Raw genomic sequence first — 15038 nt, 5'->3', positions numbered from 1 at the left:
GAATGATCGCCATTGGATCGATGGTCGTTTTCATGGCGCCTGCAAGCGAGTGGGATCAAACAATGCCTTGAGCCAGCATGGCTTCGGCGACCTTGACGAACCCGGCGATATTCGCGCCGTTTACGTAACTCACTTTCCCGTTCTCGCCACGGCCATAATTCAGGCAGGCGTCATGGATACTGACCATGATTTCGTGCAATCGGGTATCGACTTCCTCCGGCGGCCACGACAAACGCATGGCATTCTGGCTCATCTCCAGCCCCGAGGTGGCTACGCCACCCGCGTTGCTGGCCTTGCCCGGCGCGTAAAGCACGTCGTTGCTCTCGAAAATGCGGACCGCTTCGGCAGTCGACGGCATGTTGGCGCCCTCGGCCACGCAAATGACGCCATTGCGCAGCAAGGTTGCGGCATCGGCGCCATCGATCTCGTTCTGCGTCGCACACGGCAGAGCCACGTCAACCGGCACCTGCCAGGGGCGAGCGCCAGCCAGGAAATGAGCCCCCACACGCTGGGCGTAGTCGCTGACCCGGCCGTACAGATGGTTTTTCACTTCCATCAATTCCGCCAGCTTCTCGCGCGTAAAGCCGTCTTCATCTACCACCGTTCCCGACGAATCGGACACGGTAATGACCTTCGCGCCAAGCGCCATGGCCTTCTCGATAGCAAACTGGGCAACGTTGCCGGCCCCGGAGATGCTGACGCGCAGTCCCTCGAAGTTCCGTCCGCGCTGCTTGAGCATCTGCTCGGCAAAATAGATCGTGCCGTAGCCGGTAGCCTCGGGACGAATCAGCGAACCACCGAAACTCAGACCCTTGCCGGTAAAGACGCAATCGGCACGATTCGAAAGTTTCTTCATCATGCCGGCCATGTAGCCAATCTCCCGGCCACCAACGCCGATATCGCCCGCCGGAACATCGGTATCCGAGCCAATATGGCGAAACAGTTCGCTGACGAATGCCTGGCAAAACCGCATGACCTCCCCCGGACTCTTGCCCTTGGGGTCGAAATTGGAACCGCCCTTGCCGCCACCCATGGGCAGCGTGGTCAGCGCATTCTTGAAGGTTTGCTCAAAAGCCAGAAACTTCAGGATGGAGAGATCGACCGAAGGGTGGAAACGAATCCCGCCCTTGAACGGCCCGATCACCGAAGAATGCTGAATCCGGTAGCCGCGATTGACCTGAACATCTCCGTGATCATTGACCCAGGACACGCGGAACATGATGACCCGCTCCGGCTCGACCAGACGATCCAGCAAGCCATGTTCCACATAGCGCGGGTGCTTCTCGATGAATGGCCAGACGCTTTCGATGACTTCCGCTACCGCCTGCAGGAACTCCGGCTGGCCGGGGTTACGCAACGCGACATGGGCAATGAATTCTTCATACGAACGATACTCCATGATCAAAACTCCGTAGGTGCTAGGCAGGGCGCCGGGCGGCATTATGACGCTGCCCGGCGGTGTAAGCCTGGTGCGCCACAGACCGCCCGGGCATATTGCCTTCCGGATAGCTCACGTCCAGCACCAGCAGGCGGCGCAAGCTGGCATCGGGAAATTCCCAGTCGATCTCCTGACCGATTGCCAGGCCAATCAGTGCCGCGCCGACCGGCGCCAGCACCGATACCCGTCCGCGAGAGGCGTCTGCGTCCTCCGGGAACACGATCTCGACTTCGCGACTCTGACCGGTTTGCTGATCGCGGTAACACACCCGGGATTGCATGGTAACAACCCCCGGGATCATTGATTCCGCAGGAAAGACAATCGCGCACTCCAACACCGCCCGGAGTTCGGGCGGCGTTGGCATGGCCATCAGTCTCACAAAATCCACATCGCTCAGCATAAGATTCACGTTTTCCATCTTCACCTTTCTTGGGATCAAAGGAGTACTCGGCCTTCCCCAACCCGACGAGACGATGATAGACAGCCCGATGCCAGTTGATAAGCCCAGCGAATTGAATAAAACTGTTTCCTATATTGAAACAATAAAGCGTGGCCATGTACGATATCAAAGACATGCTGATCTTTGCCCAGGTGGTCAAGGCAAAAAGCTTTTCCGGCGCGGCGCGACGCCTGGACACATCGAAATCCAGTGTCAGCAAGGCCGTTTCGCGGCTGGAAGCGGCACTGGGAGTCCGCTTGTTGCACCGAAGCACACGTCGGCTCGGCCTGACTGAAATCGGCGAAGCCTATTTCGAGCACTGCGATCGCATTCTTGACGAGTTGGCGCTCGCCGACAGCACCATCCATCGCCTGCACATGGAACCGCGCGGCACACTAAAAATCAGTGCCCCGGTGGCCTTCAGCACGCTGCATGTCGCCCCCGCCCTGCCCGACTTCATGGCGCAATATCCGGATCTTTGTGTCGACCTGGCGATTGGCGACCGCTTCGTCGACCTGGTTGACGAAGGCTATGACCTCGCGCTGCGCATTACCGCCGAACCGGGACAAAACCTGGTGGCGCGACGCCTGGCCCCGATTCGTCGAAAAATCTGTGGCAGCCGCGAATACCTGGCCCGGCGCGGCATGCCGCAAACCCCTCAGGATCTCGTCAATCACAACTGCCTGGATTACACTTTCATGAATACTCAGGGGCTCTGGCACCTGCGGGGGCCGGAAGACGCGACTGCCATCCCGGTCAGCGGCACGCTGCGCATCAACGATGATGAAGCGCTTTCGCAGGCAGTTCTGGGCGGGCTGGGGCTGGCCCTGCTCCCCACCTTTATCGTTGGCCAGGCCTTGCAGACCGGCCATCTTCTTGAAGTCCTGCCCGGCTATGTCCCTCTGGAGCGCTTCCTCTACGCCGTTCACCTGCCCAATCAACACCTGCCGTTAAAAACAAGGGCATTCATCGAATTTCTGGTCGGGCGTTTTGGTATCGAGCCTTACTGGGATCAGGCCAAAGACGAAACCGCTGCGCCATTTCCCTTCTTCCAAACGCCTCCGGCACTGGGTGGTGGCTGATTCAGGCGCCGATCGTCGCCGCCTTGGCCGGGGCCCACTGGCGGCGGCTGACCGGCAACTTGTCCGGGACACCGCGCAGCAAGGCCCAGCCGTAGGCCTCGGCATCGTCGCCGGCAGCCTTCTCGAAGCCGGCGAGCGCCATTCTCGCCACCAGCACCGCACGGTGCAGGCGAATGAAGCGCTCGGCATATTCGCTTTCGAGATGGGTCAGCGCCTCGTCGAGCAGGTATTCGCGGTCGACCGTGCGCGCCGCGACATACTTGAGGTCGGCCTTGAAGTAGAGAACTTCAGCGACCGGCAAGAGCAGCAGGCGGCCGCGTTCGAGGCACGACAGGTGGGTGCGCCCGCCACCACGCACGGCGCGCCCGACGCTGGCAAGCAGTTCCGGATCGGCCGGTTGTGCGGTTTGCACCTTTTGCAAGGCAACAAGCAGGCGCTGGGCGCGGACCGGCTTGAGCAGGTAGTCGACGGCGTTGAGGTCAAAAGCCTGCACCGCATAATTGTCGTAGGCGGTGGTAAAGATCACCGCCGGCGGCGCCGGAAAGGCGCCGAGATGGCCGGCCAGTTCGATGCCGTCCATGCGCGGCATGCGGATGTCGGCAAGCACGACATCGACCGGGTGGTCGCGCAGGAATTCGAGCGCCGCGACGCCGTTGCCTGCCTCGCCGACGACTGTGGACGGGAACTGGATGGCAATGTCGACGAGCAGTTCGCGCAGACGGGCGCGCGCCAGCGGCTCGTCATCGACGACCAGGATTTTCAGGGGTTCGGCGTGCGGCATGGCAGGATGATGCGGACCTCGTAGAATTGCTCGCTGGCGTCGATTTCCAGACGTGCCTCGAGATCGTAATACAGGGCGAGGCGTTCGCGGATGTTGGCGACGGCGATGTGGTTGCCGGCCGCATGTTGCGACTGACTGGTGTTCGGGTTGGCGATGGCGATCCGCAGTTCGTCGCCGCCCTGCTCGATCGTAATGCGTACCGTACCACCCTCGGGTGACGGCTCGATGCCGTGATACACGGCATTTTCCAGCAGCGGCTGCAGCATCAGCGGCGGAATCGGCAGGCTCATGGAAACCGCCCCGATTTTCCAGTCGACCGTGAGACGCTCCCCGAGACGCAGCCTTTCGAGTTCGAAGTACTGCTTGCCGAGCGCGATCTCGTCGGCTAGGCTGATCATTTCACCAGGGTCGCGCATCGCGGCGCGGAACAGGTCGGACAGCGACTCCAGCGCCGCCTCGGCCTGCTGCGGCCGGGCGCGGATCAACGACAGCACGGCATTGAGCGAGTTGAACAAAAAATGCGGGCGGATGCGTGCGTTCAAGGCCGCCAGACGCGCTTCGGCCTGGGCCGGCGAAAAGGCGCGGGCGCGCAATTCGAAGTAACCGAGCATCACGACGGTCGCCGCCATCGTCAGCATGACCGGGCGCAACGCGTTGCCGCCGTCGCCGAAACCGAGCGACTGCCAGAAGAGATTCTGGGTATACGCCAGTCCGCCCGCCAGGATGAACACGACCAGTTGCCCGAGGCGCAGCGGCAGGCTCCGCAGCGGATCGCGCAATGCCGCCAGCAGCCCGAGCGCGAGAAGGAGCAATGGTTCGACCAGCGCCGCCATCTCGACATAGCGCGCCATCCAGTCGGCCAACCCGGGTGACTGGATGAAGGCAACGGCCAGCGCCAGCAGGTTGACCCCGAGCAGCACGCGCAACATAACCCCGAAATTACGCCAGTCGGGTAGCGGATGCGTTGCCGGAAAGTACCGTATACTTGCCATTCCTGATGCCTGATCGCCTTGACCGCCCTATTCTATGACTTCCAGCGCCGCGCAATACACCTGGGCCGGACGATTCTCGGAACCGGTCTCCGATCTCGTCAAGCGCTACACCGCCTCGGTCGACTTCGACCGGCGCATGTGGCAACAGGATATTCGCGGCTCGCTGGCGCATGCGAGGATGCTGGCCCGCCAGGGGATCATCGGCAAGGGCGATCTGATCGACATCGAGCGCGGCATGGAAGCCGTGCAGCACGAGATCGAATCCGGCAAGTTCGAGTGGTCGCTCGACTTCGAGGATGTGCACCTCAACATCGAAAAACGCCTCACCGCACTCATTGGCGATGCCGGCAAGCGCCTGCACACCGGCCGCTCGCGCAACGATCAGGTCGCCACCGACATCCGCCTTTATCTGCGCGACGCCATCGACGACATCCAAATGCTGCTCAAGGCCTTCCGCAGCGCGCTGATCGACCTCGCCGAAAAGGAAGCGGCAACGGCCATGCCCGGTTTCACCCATCTGCAGGTCGCGCAGCCGGTGACTTTCGGCCACCACATGCTGGCCTACTTCGAAATGTTCGGCCGCGACGCCGAGCGTTTCGCCGATGCCCGCAAGCGCGTCAACCGCTTGCCGCTCGGCGCCGCCGCGCTGGCTGGCACGACCTACCCGATCGACCGCGAATTCGTCGCTGCCGAGCTCGGCTTCGAGGGCGTCTGCGAGAATTCGCTCGATGCCGTGTCGGATCGCGACTTCGCCATCGAGTTCACCGCTGCCTGCGCGCTGCTGATGATGCACATCAGCCGCCTCTCCGAAGAACTGGTGATGTGGATGAGCCCGCGCGTCGGTTTCATCCAGATCGCCGACCGCTTCTGCACCGGCTCGTCGATCATGCCGCAGAAGAAGAACCCGGACGTGCCGGAACTGGCGCGCGGCAAGACTGGCCGCGTCTATGGCCAGCTGATGAGCCTGCTGACCCTGATGAAATCGCAACCGCTGGCCTACAACAAGGACAACCAGGAAGACAAGGAACCGCTGTTCGATGCCGTCGACACCGTGACCGACACGCTGCGCATCTTCGCCGACATGGCCGGCGGCATCACCGTGCGCGCCGACAACATGACGGCGGCGCTGACCCAGGGCTTCGCCACCGCCACCGACCTCGCCGACTACCTCACCAAAAAGGGCCTACCCTTCCGTGACGCCCATGAAGCGGTCGGCCTCGCCGTCAAGGCCGCCGAGGCAAAAGGCGTCGACCTGCCGCAACTGACGCTCGACGAACTGAGAGCCTTCTGCCCGCAAGTGGAAAATGACGTTTTTTCGGTGTTGACCGTGGCGGGTTCGCTCGCTTCGCGCAACCACATCGGCGGCACTGCCCCGGCCCAGGTCAGAGCGGCCATCACCAGGGCGCGCAGCCGCCTCTGAACGATGAAGAAAAATCTCGGCAAATACGAACTGGTCAAGAAACTCGCGGACGGCGCGACGAGCACCGTCTATCTCGGGCGCGACCCGTTCGCCCGGCGCGATGTAGCGATCAAGGTCGCCAGTCCGGAAATCCTGCGCGACCCGGAAAAGGGCAAGCTGTATACCAGCCTGTTCCTCAACGAAGCATCACTGATCGGCAAGCTCAACCACCCGCACATCGTCCAGATCTACGATGCCGTGGTCGCCGAGGATCTCTGCTACATCGTCATGGAGTACGTCGCCGGCGGCACCCTCGAGCCGCACGCCCAACCCGGCAGTCTCTTGCCGGTCGACCGCGTCGTCGAGCTTGTTTTCAAATGCACGCGGGCTCTCGATTTCGCCTACCGCCTCGGCATCACCCACCGCGACCTCAAACCCGCCAACATCCTGCTCGTCGGCGGCTCGGACATCAAGATCTCCGACTTCGGCGCCGCCATCATCAAACACGCCAGCATCGAACGCACCCAGGTCACCGGCATCGGGTCGCCGGCCTACATGTCACCGCAACAGATTCAGGAACAGTTTCTCGACCACCGCACCGACATCTATTCGCTGGGCGTCGTACTGCACCAGTTGCTGACCGGTGAGTTACCCTACGCGGCATCCAGCAACTTCAGCATGGTGTACCAGATCGTGCATGGCGAACCGTCCAAGCCTTCAACACAACGCCCGGGCTTGCCGCCAGTGCTCGACGAAATTGTCGGGCGCGCCATGGCCAAGGACCTCGGCGCCCGCTATCAGACCTGGCAGGCATTTGGCCATGACCTGGCCCAGGCTGTCCGCAACCGCCAACTCAAGGCGTCACGCAGCGACTTCCCGGATACCGAGAAGTTTGCCACCTTGCGCGCCCTGCCCTTCTTCACGGATTTTACCGATGTCGAAATCTGGGAAGCTTTGCGCTTCGCCGACTGGCGGCAGGTTGCTCCCGGCACCGCGATCATGCGCGACGGCGATCCCGGCAATTTCTTCTGCTTCGTCGCCGACGGCGAACTCGTGGTGAGCAAGAACGGCACCCGGCTCACCACGCTGAGCGGCGGCGAATGCTTCGGCGAGATGGCGATCATCCGCCGCCATAGCCACATCCGCAGCGCCGATGTCGTCGCCGAAACTGTAGCGAACATCGTCACCATTCGTGGTGAAGCCCTGGAAAAGGCCTCCGAATCGTGCCGGATGCACTTTTACCAGGGTTTTCTCGACGTTCTCGCGAACCGGCTGTCGCTCTCCAACCAGCGCCTGGCGACGAACTAGCTAGCGTCAGCGGCTGGCAGCGAAGCCTTGGCCTCGCTCGCCGATTCGTAGATCTGTGGGGCCAGCTTGCCCTTCGCGAGCGCTTCGCCGAGCTTGACGCGCAGGAAGGTGTTCGAGGTGTAGCGCGTCACGTCGTGGTAGTGGCGCTCGACGACGCCCTTGACCATGGCAATGTAGTCTTCGACCAGTTCCGGCAGGATCGAGAAACGATCGTAATTGACGATGGCGAAGACCTTGTGTCCGACGGGTTTCAGGCACCCATCGACGGCCTGCTCGATGCGCGCGATATCATCATGGCTGCGGATGTTCAGCCCCTCGAAATTCAGGAAGAAGAGGTTTTTGTCAGCATCGTAGGTCAGACGTTCGGGCATCGGGATCTCCAACATCTGCGGACGCATCTTCATCGGTTCGTCGCGGAAGATGCGGCTGTCCATCAGGGCTGGCGGCGAATGCATGATTGGGACGAAGTCCATCTGGTCGAGAATGTCTTTTTGCAAATTAACGCCGGGGGCGATTTCGATCAGTTCGAGACCTTCCGGACAGAGCCTGAAGACACAGCGCTCGGTCACGTAGAGCACCGGCTTGCCCCATTTGGCTGCCTGCACCCCGCTGAAGGTGCGGTGCTCGACTTCCTCGACAAATTTCCTCGCCTTGCCGTCCTCGAAAATCCGCAGTTTTCCGGCGTCGACCGCAACATCCAGATGACCGGCGGTGAAGGTACCGACAAAAACCACTTTTTTTGCATTCTGCGAAATGTTGATAAAGCCACCGGCGCCCGCCAGACGCGGCCCGAATTTCGAGACGTTCAGGTTACCTTGGCGATCTGCCTGAGCCAGGCCGAGAAAGGCGATGTCGAGGCCGCCGCCGTCGTAGAAATCGAACTGGCTGGGCTGGTCGATGATCGCCTGGGCATTGGTCGCCGCGCCGAAACTCAGGCCACCGGCCGGTACGCCGCCGATGACGCCCGGCTCGGCGGTCAGCGTCATCAGGTCGATGATCTGCTCTTCCGCCGCCACATTGGCGACTCCCTCCGGCATGCCGATACCGAGATTGACCACCGCGTTGGCCTTCAACTCGAGCGCTGCCCGACGCGCGATGATCTTGCGCTCGCTCATCGGCATCGCGGCGATCGCCGACATCGGCACCTTGATTTCACCGGCGAAAGCGGCACTGTAGGGTTCGCTGAAGGTCTGCATATGGTATTCGGGCTTTTCGGCGACCACGACGCAGTCGACCAGAATGCCGGGAATCTTCACCTGACGCGGATTGAGCGTGCCGCGCTCGGCAATGCGCTCGACCTGGACGATGACGGTGCCGCCCGAATTGCGGGTGGCCATCGCGATGGCCTGCGCCTCGAGCGTCAGCGCTTCCTTCTCCATCGTGATGTTGCCGTCCGGGTCGGCGGTCGTTCCGCGGATGATACCGACGTTGATCGGCAAGGCCTTGTAGAAAAGATATTCCTCGCCATCGATCTCCATCAGGCGCACGACATCCTTCGTGGTCTTCTCGTTCAGCTTGCCGCCGCCGAAGCGCGGATCGACGAAGGTGCCGAGGCCGACCCGCGTGATGGTCCCCGGCTTACCGGCGGCGATGTCGCGAAAAAGATGGGTGATGACGCCTTGCGGCAGGTTGTAGGCCTCGATGCGATTGGCAACGGCCAGTTGCTGCAGCTTCGGCACCAAGCCCCAGTGGCCGCCGAGCACCCGAGCGACCAAGCCGTCGTGCCCGAGGTGGTTGAGACCACGCTCCTTGCCGTCACCCTGACCGGCGGCATAAACGAGCGTCAGATTGCGCGGGCTACCGAGGCCGTGCACATCGGCCTCTTCACCCTCCAAAAAAAGATTCTCGAGGGCGACGGCGATATTTTCGGCGAAGCCGATACCGACGAAGCCGCCGGTCGCAACCGTATCGCCGTCGCGGATCAGGCGAACCGCGTCACGGGCCGAAACGACCTTTCCGGTATCCGAAGCGCGGAGTGATGAGGCCATCGGGTGTTTGGCGAGAGGCATGTCTTGTCTCCTTGGTGGCTTATCCGGCGCTCAAACGATGCCGGTGAGGTAATAGGTGCCGATCACCACGAACACCGCCAATGTTTTGATAATCGTGATCGTGAAAATGTCCTTGTACGACTGGCGATGGGTGAGGCCGGTGACGGCCAGCAGCGTGATCACCGCGCCGTTGTGCGGCAAGGTATCCATGCCACCGGAAGCCATCGAGGCAACGCGGTGGAAAACCTCCAGCGGAATTCCTGCCGCCGCGGCATTCTGGATGAAGGTTTCCGACATGGCCGCGAGCGCGATACCCATGCCGCCCGAGGCAGAACCGGTGATCCCGGCGAGGACGGTGACGGTGATCGCCTCATTGACCAGTGGGTTCGGGATGGCGCGCAAGGCATCGGCGATGAATAGAAAGCCGGGCAAGGCGGCGATGACCGCCCCAAAGCCATACTCGGAAGCGGTATTCATGGTCGCCAGCAGGGCGCCGCCGATCGCTGTCTTGGTTCCCTCGGCGAATTTCTCCATGACCGTCTTTCCGGCAAAGACGAAGACGGTGGCGATGCCCACCAGAAGCGCGCCTTCGACCGCCCAGATGGCGGCGATGGCCTTGGTCTGCTGGACCACCGGCGCTGCCTTGCCGATCACCGCCGGAATGAAGGAAGTCGATTCACCATAAATTTGCGGAATCACCACCGTGAATACCTTGTTCATGACCCCGACCATGACCAGCGGCAAGATGGCGATCAGCGGATGCGCCAGCTTTTCGTGCTCGAAAGGTTCCGGCTCGTTAATCAGGACGGTGCCGTAACCCTCGTTATTGGCCGCCGCCTTGCGCCGCTGCCATTCAAGGTAGCTCATGCCGACGATGAAAATGAAGACCGCGCCGATGATTCCGAGCATCGGTGCAGCATAAATGTTGGTCTTGAAGAAGGTGGTCGGGATGATGTTCTGGATCTGCGGCGTTCCCGGCAGCGCATCCATCGTGAACGTAAAGGCGCCGAGGGCGATGGTCCCCGGAATCAGCCGTTTGGGAATACCGCTGGCCTTGAACATCTCGGCAGCGAACGGATAAACGGCAAAGACCACGACAAACAGCGAAACCCCGCCGTAAGTCAGGATGGCGCAAACCAGCACGATCGAAAGCATGGCGCGCTGGCGGCCGATCAGATTGATCACCGACGCCACGATGGCCTTGGAAAATCCCGAAAGTTCGATGACCTTGCCGAATACCGCACCGAGCAGGAAGACCGGGAAGTAGTTCTTGACGAAGACCACCATCTTGTCCATGAAGAGGCCGGTAAACATCGGCGCCACCAGGGATGGATCGGTAAAGAACACTGCGCCGAGCGCGGCAATCGGCGCAAAAAGAATCACGCTGTAGCCGCGATAGGCTACGAACATCAGGAAGCACAGGGCTCCCAGAACGATCACGAAATCCATTGCCCTGTCTCCTTATTATTGGTGAGGAAATCGGGCGGCGCTGCCGGAGCATGACGCCAGAATTCCATGCATTCAGACGATTGCCGAACCTCAAACACGCTTATGATTTGCCCGTGGCAGCGGCGCTTTCACGGGCAGGCGCAGTTTGCATCAACAATACGGAATAAAGCAAGTTCCGGCTGTTCTGCCGGAAAACATCCGAGCCGGCCTTGTGCAGCCATTCGGAGGCAACCATCTCGCGCGAGAAGATGCGGCACCCTCCTGGCGCAGACGTACCACCGCCAGCCTGATCTTCCGGCCGCCGCGAGCAACCCGCCTCGGCTTCCACAAGGACCTTCTTGCCCAAGGCCGGCAGATCAAGCGCTGTCTGTAGGACGCCCGGGTCGGCAGTCGTCCCGGACATGACGCCAAGATTGATCGGGAAGATCTTGTAGAAGGGGTACTCCTCGCCGTCGATCTCCATCAGGCGAAAGGCATCTTGTGTGGCTTTTTCGTTCAGCTTGCCACCGCCAAAACACGGAGCGACGAAGGTGCCGAGGCCGACGAAGCCGCGTCATGGGCCGATATGGCCTTTCCGGTATCCGAGGCGCGGAATGAGGAGGCTTTGGGGCGTCTTGCAAGCCGCTTGCGGAAGTCTCGCGGAAATTCAGTTCGCGTCAGGATCGTTCTTACAAGGCCAGCGGCGCAATCGCTGGCGATCATAACAAACACCGCCAGCGGGAGGAAGGGCGGGAAAATCCGCCCTTCCTGATAACCATCTCAGCCGCTCAGAACTTTTCCGGCACGACCTTGTACGGGTAATCCGGCTCCTTGTACTTGCCCGGCGCCTGGCGCTTGGGCAAGACGATCTTGCCGCGCTTGATCTCCTCGTAGGGTATCTTGCTCAGCAGGTGCGTGATGATGTTGAGGCGCACCCGCTTCTTGTCGTTGGACTGCGCCACATACCATGGCGCCAACAGCGTGTCGGTTTTCTCGAACATCTCGTCGCGTGCTCGCGAGTAGTCGTACCAGCGGCTGTAGGACTTGAGGTCCATCGGCGACAGCTTCCAGATCTTGCGGCCGTCGTCGATGCGCTGTTCGAGGCGCCTTGTCTGCTCCTCGGGGCTGACTTCGAGCCAGTACTTGATCAGGATGATGCCCGATTCGATCATCAGTTTCTCGAAATTGGGCACGATATCCAGGAAGCGGCTGGCCTGCTCGTCGCTGCAAAAGCCCATGACCCGTTCGACGCCGGCGCGGTTGTACCAGCTGCGGTCGAAGATGACGACTTCGCCGGCTGCCGGTAAATGCGGCATGTAGCGCTGCGCATACATCTGGGTCTTTTCGCGCTCGCTCGGCGCGGGTAAGGCGATAACCCGGAACGCACGCGGACTGACGCGCTCGGTGATCGCCTTGATCGTACCGCCCTTTCCGGCACCATCGCGACCTTCGAAGACGACGCAGACCTTCAATCCCTTGGCGACGACCCATTCCTGCAGTTTGACCAGCTCGACGTGCAGTTTCTCGAGTTCCTGTTCGTATGCCTTGGCTCCGAGTTTCTCGCCAACGGGTGCCGCCTGCTTTTTTCTTGCCTTCTTCTTGCCCATCTCGATCTCCTTGAATAGATCCCTGGCATGGCGCCAGCGGTTCCATCATAGGCCGCTAGCCGATGGTCGGCAATCTGCACCCACCGATTCCGCCGTGCTATCCTGCGCCGGTCAGCTTTTGGTCTGATGTCCGAGGAGAACTCCATGAAAACAATCCGATCCTTCGTGCTTTGGTGGCTGGCCGCCAGCGTGCTGCTGGTTTCGGCAGTCCGCGCACAGGACAATGCGGCACCCGCCGGCGCGCCGGCGGCGCCACCGCCGTTCACGGCGCAGGAACTCGATTCCATTCTGGCACCGATCGCCCTCTACCCCGACAGTCTCCTGTCGCAGGTTCTGATGGCCTCGACCTATCCGCTCGAGGTGGTACAGGCAGCGCGGTGGTCCAAGGCCAATCCGAAACTCAGCGGGGACGAAGCGGTCAAGAAGGTCGGGAACGAAAGCTGGGACGTCAGCGTGATGTCGCTGGTCGCCTTCCCCAATATCCTCGAAATGATGAACGAGAAGCTCGACTGGACACAGAAGCTCGGTGACGCCTTTCTCGGCCAACAGGGGGACGTCATGGCTTCGATCCAGCGCCTGCGCCACCTCGCCCAGAACGCCGGCAATCTGCAATCCAACGAGCAGCAGGTCGTGCGCAGCGAGGCGCAGGTCATCATCATTGAGCCGGCCCAGCCACAGACCATCTACGTGCCCGCCTACAATCCAACGGTGGTCTATGGCGCCTGGCCCTACCCTGCTTATCCGCCCTATTACTATCCAGGTGTCGCCATGTGGTACCCGGGGGCAGCACTGGTTCGCGGCTTTGCCTGGGGTGTCGGGTTCGCGGCCGCCGGCGCAATATTCGGCAACTGCAACTGGGGCAGGGGAAACGTGAATGTCAATGTCAACCGTGCCACGAATATCAACCGCAACTACAACCGCACCAGTGTCGGGGGCGGCGGCAACTGGCAGCACAATCCGCAGCATCGCGGCAACGTCGGCTACCGAGACCAGGGTTCTCGCGAACGCTACGGCGACGGTCGTGGATCAGGTGCAGACAGCCGGCGTGACTACCGCGGTCGTGATGGCGAGCGCGGCGGTAATCGCGAAGGAATCGGCGGCGACCGGGGCGGGAACCGCGATGGAATCGGTGGCGGTGATCGTGGCGGCATCGGTGGCGGTGATCGTGGCGGCATCGGTGGCGGTGATCGCGGTGGCGTCGGTGGCGGTGATCGCGGTGGCGTCGGTGGCGGTGATCGCGGCGGCATCGGTGGCGGCCAGCATGACCGTCAGCCTGGCGCCAGCGACCGCATGAGCAACCGCGGAAGCGGCAGCGGCAACCGGGCGAACGCCTTCGAGGGGGTGAACAGCGGCTCCAGGGATCACGACCGCGGCCGTGCCAGTACCGGGCAGATGGGTCACCAGGGTGGTGGTCACAGCTTTGGTGGCGGTGGTGGGGGGGCACGTCAGATGCCCAGCGGCGGCGGTGGCGCCCGGATGGGTGGCGGCGGTGGCGGGGGTGGCGCCCGGATGGGCGGTGGTGGTGGCGGGGGTGGCGCCCGGATGGGCGGTGGTGGTGGCGGTCGCGGTGGTGGTGGCGGTCGGCGTTAAGGAGAACAGACATGAACATGAACAAACTCAAGCGCTTTCTGACGGCAGCTCTCTGCGCCGGCACCCTCGCACTGCCGGCGACAGCGGCAAATGCGGCGCCGACGACGGCCTTCAAGTCGCCCGAAGCGGCGATGGAGGCATTCGGCGCGGCGATCATCGACAACGATCATGCGGCGAAAACGGCTCTCCTCGGCGGAAATTACCAGTCGGTCATTCCGCCCATCGACACAGAAGCCCGTTACCGCTTCCTCGAGGGTTGGGCGAAGTCGCACAAGGTCGAAATGGATGGTGACTCGGTCGCCCGGATCGCCGTTGGCGACAAGGGCTGGACGCTGCCGATCCCGCTCGTGAAGACCTCGGCCGGCTGGCGCTTCGACATGAAGGCCGGTGTCGCCGAAATGCAGCTGCGCCAGATCGGTCGCAATGAACTGGCGGCGATCAAGGTCGCCCAAGCCTACGCCGATGCCCAGATGGAGTATGCGCAGAAGGATCGCAACAGTGACAGCATACTCGAGTACGCGAGCAAGATCGTCAGTTCTCCCGGCAAGACCGACGGCCTCTACTGGCCGGCCAAGGTTGCTGCCGAGGAAAGCCCACTCGGCCCACAACTGGCCCGCGCGGCTGCCGAACATGGCCTCAAGCAGCCAGGCAGCTACCACGGTTACCGTTACCGCATCCTTACCGCACAAGGTCCGGATGCACGGGGCGGGGCGCGTAATTACATTGCCGATGGCCGCATGACAGACGGCTTCGGGCTGATTCTCTGGCCGGCCCGTTATGGCGAGACCGGAATCATGACTTTCATGATCAACCAGGATGGCCAGGTCTTCGAAAAGAATCTCGGCCCCGATACGGCAACCCAGGCCGCGCGACTGAAGACTTTCAACCCGGACGCAACATGGCGGAAGGTCGAGGACAATCAGTGAGAAAAATCGCGAACTTTTGAACTACAATACGTCGTCTAATTTTTTTGACAGGGAATCTCT

General features: G+C 61.7%; 13 protein-coding genes. 5 read left to right on the top strand and 8 right to left on the bottom strand.

Features of this window, described 5'->3' with window-relative positions; genetic code table 11:
- Positions 1-55: 55 nt before the first annotated feature.
- Positions 56-1399 (bottom strand): NADP-specific glutamate dehydrogenase, encoded by a 1344-nt coding sequence (gene gdhA / locus IPP03_15470; GenBank protein ID MBL0353979.1) that lies wholly within the window; start codon positions 1397-1399, stop codon positions 56-58.
- A gap of 19 nt (positions 1400-1418) precedes the next feature.
- Positions 1419-1856, bottom strand: a complete 438-nt coding sequence (locus IPP03_15465; protein MBL0353978.1) for a GreA/GreB family elongation factor — start codon at positions 1854-1856, stop codon at positions 1419-1421.
- Positions 1857-1993: 137 nt separating this feature from the next.
- Here IPP03_15465 and IPP03_15460 point away from each other — a divergent pair, with 137 nt between their 5' ends.
- The gene (locus IPP03_15460; GenBank protein MBL0353977.1) at positions 1994-2959 is read left to right on the top strand and encodes a LysR family transcriptional regulator; all 966 of its coding nucleotides are present in this window, start codon (positions 1994-1996) and stop codon (positions 2957-2959) included.
- Position 2960: 1 nt separating this feature from the next.
- On the opposite strand, the gene IPP03_15455 is transcribed toward IPP03_15460, so the two are convergent.
- Both IPP03_15455 and IPP03_15450 read right to left on the bottom strand, forming a co-directional pair.
- Positions 2961-3740, bottom strand: coding sequence for a response regulator transcription factor (locus IPP03_15455; GenBank protein ID MBL0353976.1), 780 nt, complete (start codon positions 3738-3740; stop codon positions 2961-2963).
- Positions 3719-4732, bottom strand: coding sequence for a histidine kinase (locus IPP03_15450; GenBank protein ID MBL0353975.1), 1014 nt, complete (start codon positions 4730-4732; stop codon positions 3719-3721). Before IPP03_15450 ends, IPP03_15455 begins: the two co-directional genes overlap by 22 nt.
- A 34-nt stretch (positions 4733-4766) precedes the next feature.
- Here IPP03_15450 and argH point away from each other — a divergent pair, with 34 nt between their 5' ends.
- Both argH and IPP03_15440 read left to right on the top strand, forming a co-directional pair.
- A complete protein-coding gene (gene argH, locus IPP03_15445; protein ID MBL0353974.1) occupies positions 4767-6152 on the top strand; it encodes an argininosuccinate lyase in 1386 nt (461 codons plus the stop codon).
- A 3-nt stretch (positions 6153-6155) separates the two neighbouring features.
- Entirely contained in the window at positions 6156-7439 is a 1284-nt protein-coding gene (locus tag IPP03_15440) for a protein kinase (GenBank protein ID MBL0353973.1), read from the top strand.
- Here IPP03_15440 and IPP03_15435 read toward each other — a convergent pair.
- The 4 genes from IPP03_15435 to ppk2 all read right to left on the bottom strand — a co-directional run bounded on the left by IPP03_15435 (position 7436) and on the right by ppk2 (position 12462).
- On the bottom strand, positions 7436-9448 hold the full coding sequence (locus tag IPP03_15435; GenBank protein ID MBL0353972.1) for an acyl CoA:acetate/3-ketoacid CoA transferase: 2013 nt from the start codon (positions 9446-9448) through the stop codon (positions 7436-7438). The genes IPP03_15440 and IPP03_15435 overlap by 4 nt on opposite strands.
- Before the next feature lie 30 nt (positions 9449-9478).
- Positions 9479-10876, bottom strand: a complete 1398-nt coding sequence (locus IPP03_15430) for a GntP family permease (protein MBL0353971.1) — start codon at positions 10874-10876, stop codon at positions 9479-9481.
- A gap of 100 nt (positions 10877-10976) precedes the next feature.
- Positions 10977-11339 (bottom strand): hypothetical protein, encoded by a 363-nt coding sequence (locus tag IPP03_15425; protein MBL0353970.1) that lies wholly within the window; start codon positions 11337-11339, stop codon positions 10977-10979.
- Between the two features lie 304 nt (positions 11340-11643).
- On the bottom strand, positions 11644-12462 hold the full coding sequence (gene ppk2, locus IPP03_15420) for a polyphosphate kinase 2 (protein MBL0353969.1): 819 nt from the start codon (positions 12460-12462) through the stop codon (positions 11644-11646).
- 144 nt (positions 12463-12606) lie between these two features.
- Here ppk2 and IPP03_15415 point away from each other — a divergent pair, with 144 nt between their 5' ends.
- Together IPP03_15415 and IPP03_15410 are read left to right on the top strand one after the other, a co-directional pair.
- Positions 12607-14052 (top strand): DUF3300 domain-containing protein, encoded by a 1446-nt coding sequence (locus IPP03_15415; protein MBL0353968.1) that lies wholly within the window; start codon positions 12607-12609, stop codon positions 14050-14052.
- A 17-nt stretch (positions 14053-14069) separates the two neighbouring features.
- Positions 14070-14978, top strand: coding sequence for a DUF2950 domain-containing protein (locus IPP03_15410; GenBank protein ID MBL0353967.1), 909 nt, complete (start codon positions 14070-14072; stop codon positions 14976-14978).
- Positions 14979-15038 lie beyond the last annotated feature (60 nt).

Origin of the sequence: Candidatus Dechloromonas phosphoritropha, assembly GCA_016722705.1 — a bacterium.
Classification (GTDB): Bacteria; Pseudomonadota; Gammaproteobacteria; order Burkholderiales; family Rhodocyclaceae; genus Azonexus; species Azonexus phosphoritrophus.
This window is presented reverse-complemented; position numbering and strand designations above follow the sequence as displayed.

Excerpts from the sequence above, each read along its gene's own strand:
- gdhA (MBL0353979.1), bottom strand. The coding sequence starts at position 1,399 with ATGGAGTATCGTTCGTATGAAGAATTCATTGCCCATGTCGCGTTGCGT.
- IPP03_15465 (MBL0353978.1), bottom strand. The coding sequence starts at position 1,856 with ATGGAAAACGTGAATCTTATGCTGAGCGATGTGGATTTTGTGAGACTG.
- IPP03_15460 (MBL0353977.1), top strand. The coding sequence starts at position 1,994 with ATGTACGATATCAAAGACATGCTGATCTTTGCCCAGGTGGTCAAGGCA.
- IPP03_15455 (MBL0353976.1), bottom strand. The coding sequence starts at position 3,740 with ATGCCGCACGCCGAACCCCTGAAAATCCTGGTCGTCGATGACGAGCCG.
- IPP03_15450 (MBL0353975.1), bottom strand. The coding sequence starts at position 4,732 with ATGGCAAGTATACGGTACTTTCCGGCAACGCATCCGCTACCCGACTGG.
- argH (MBL0353974.1), top strand. The coding sequence starts at position 4,767 with ATGACTTCCAGCGCCGCGCAATACACCTGGGCCGGACGATTCTCGGAA.
- IPP03_15440 (MBL0353973.1), top strand. The coding sequence starts at position 6,156 with ATGAAGAAAAATCTCGGCAAATACGAACTGGTCAAGAAACTCGCGGAC.
- IPP03_15435 (MBL0353972.1), bottom strand. The coding sequence starts at position 9,448 with ATGCCTCTCGCCAAACACCCGATGGCCTCATCACTCCGCGCTTCGGAT.
- IPP03_15430 (MBL0353971.1), bottom strand. The coding sequence starts at position 10,876 with ATGGATTTCGTGATCGTTCTGGGAGCCCTGTGCTTCCTGATGTTCGTA.
- IPP03_15425 (MBL0353970.1), bottom strand. The coding sequence starts at position 11,339 with ATGGAGATCGACGGCGAGGAGTACCCCTTCTACAAGATCTTCCCGATC.
- ppk2 (MBL0353969.1), bottom strand. The coding sequence starts at position 12,462 with ATGGGCAAGAAGAAGGCAAGAAAAAAGCAGGCGGCACCCGTTGGCGAG.
- IPP03_15415 (MBL0353968.1), top strand. The coding sequence starts at position 12,607 with ATGAAAACAATCCGATCCTTCGTGCTTTGGTGGCTGGCCGCCAGCGTG.
- IPP03_15410 (MBL0353967.1), top strand. The coding sequence starts at position 14,070 with ATGAACAAACTCAAGCGCTTTCTGACGGCAGCTCTCTGCGCCGGCACC.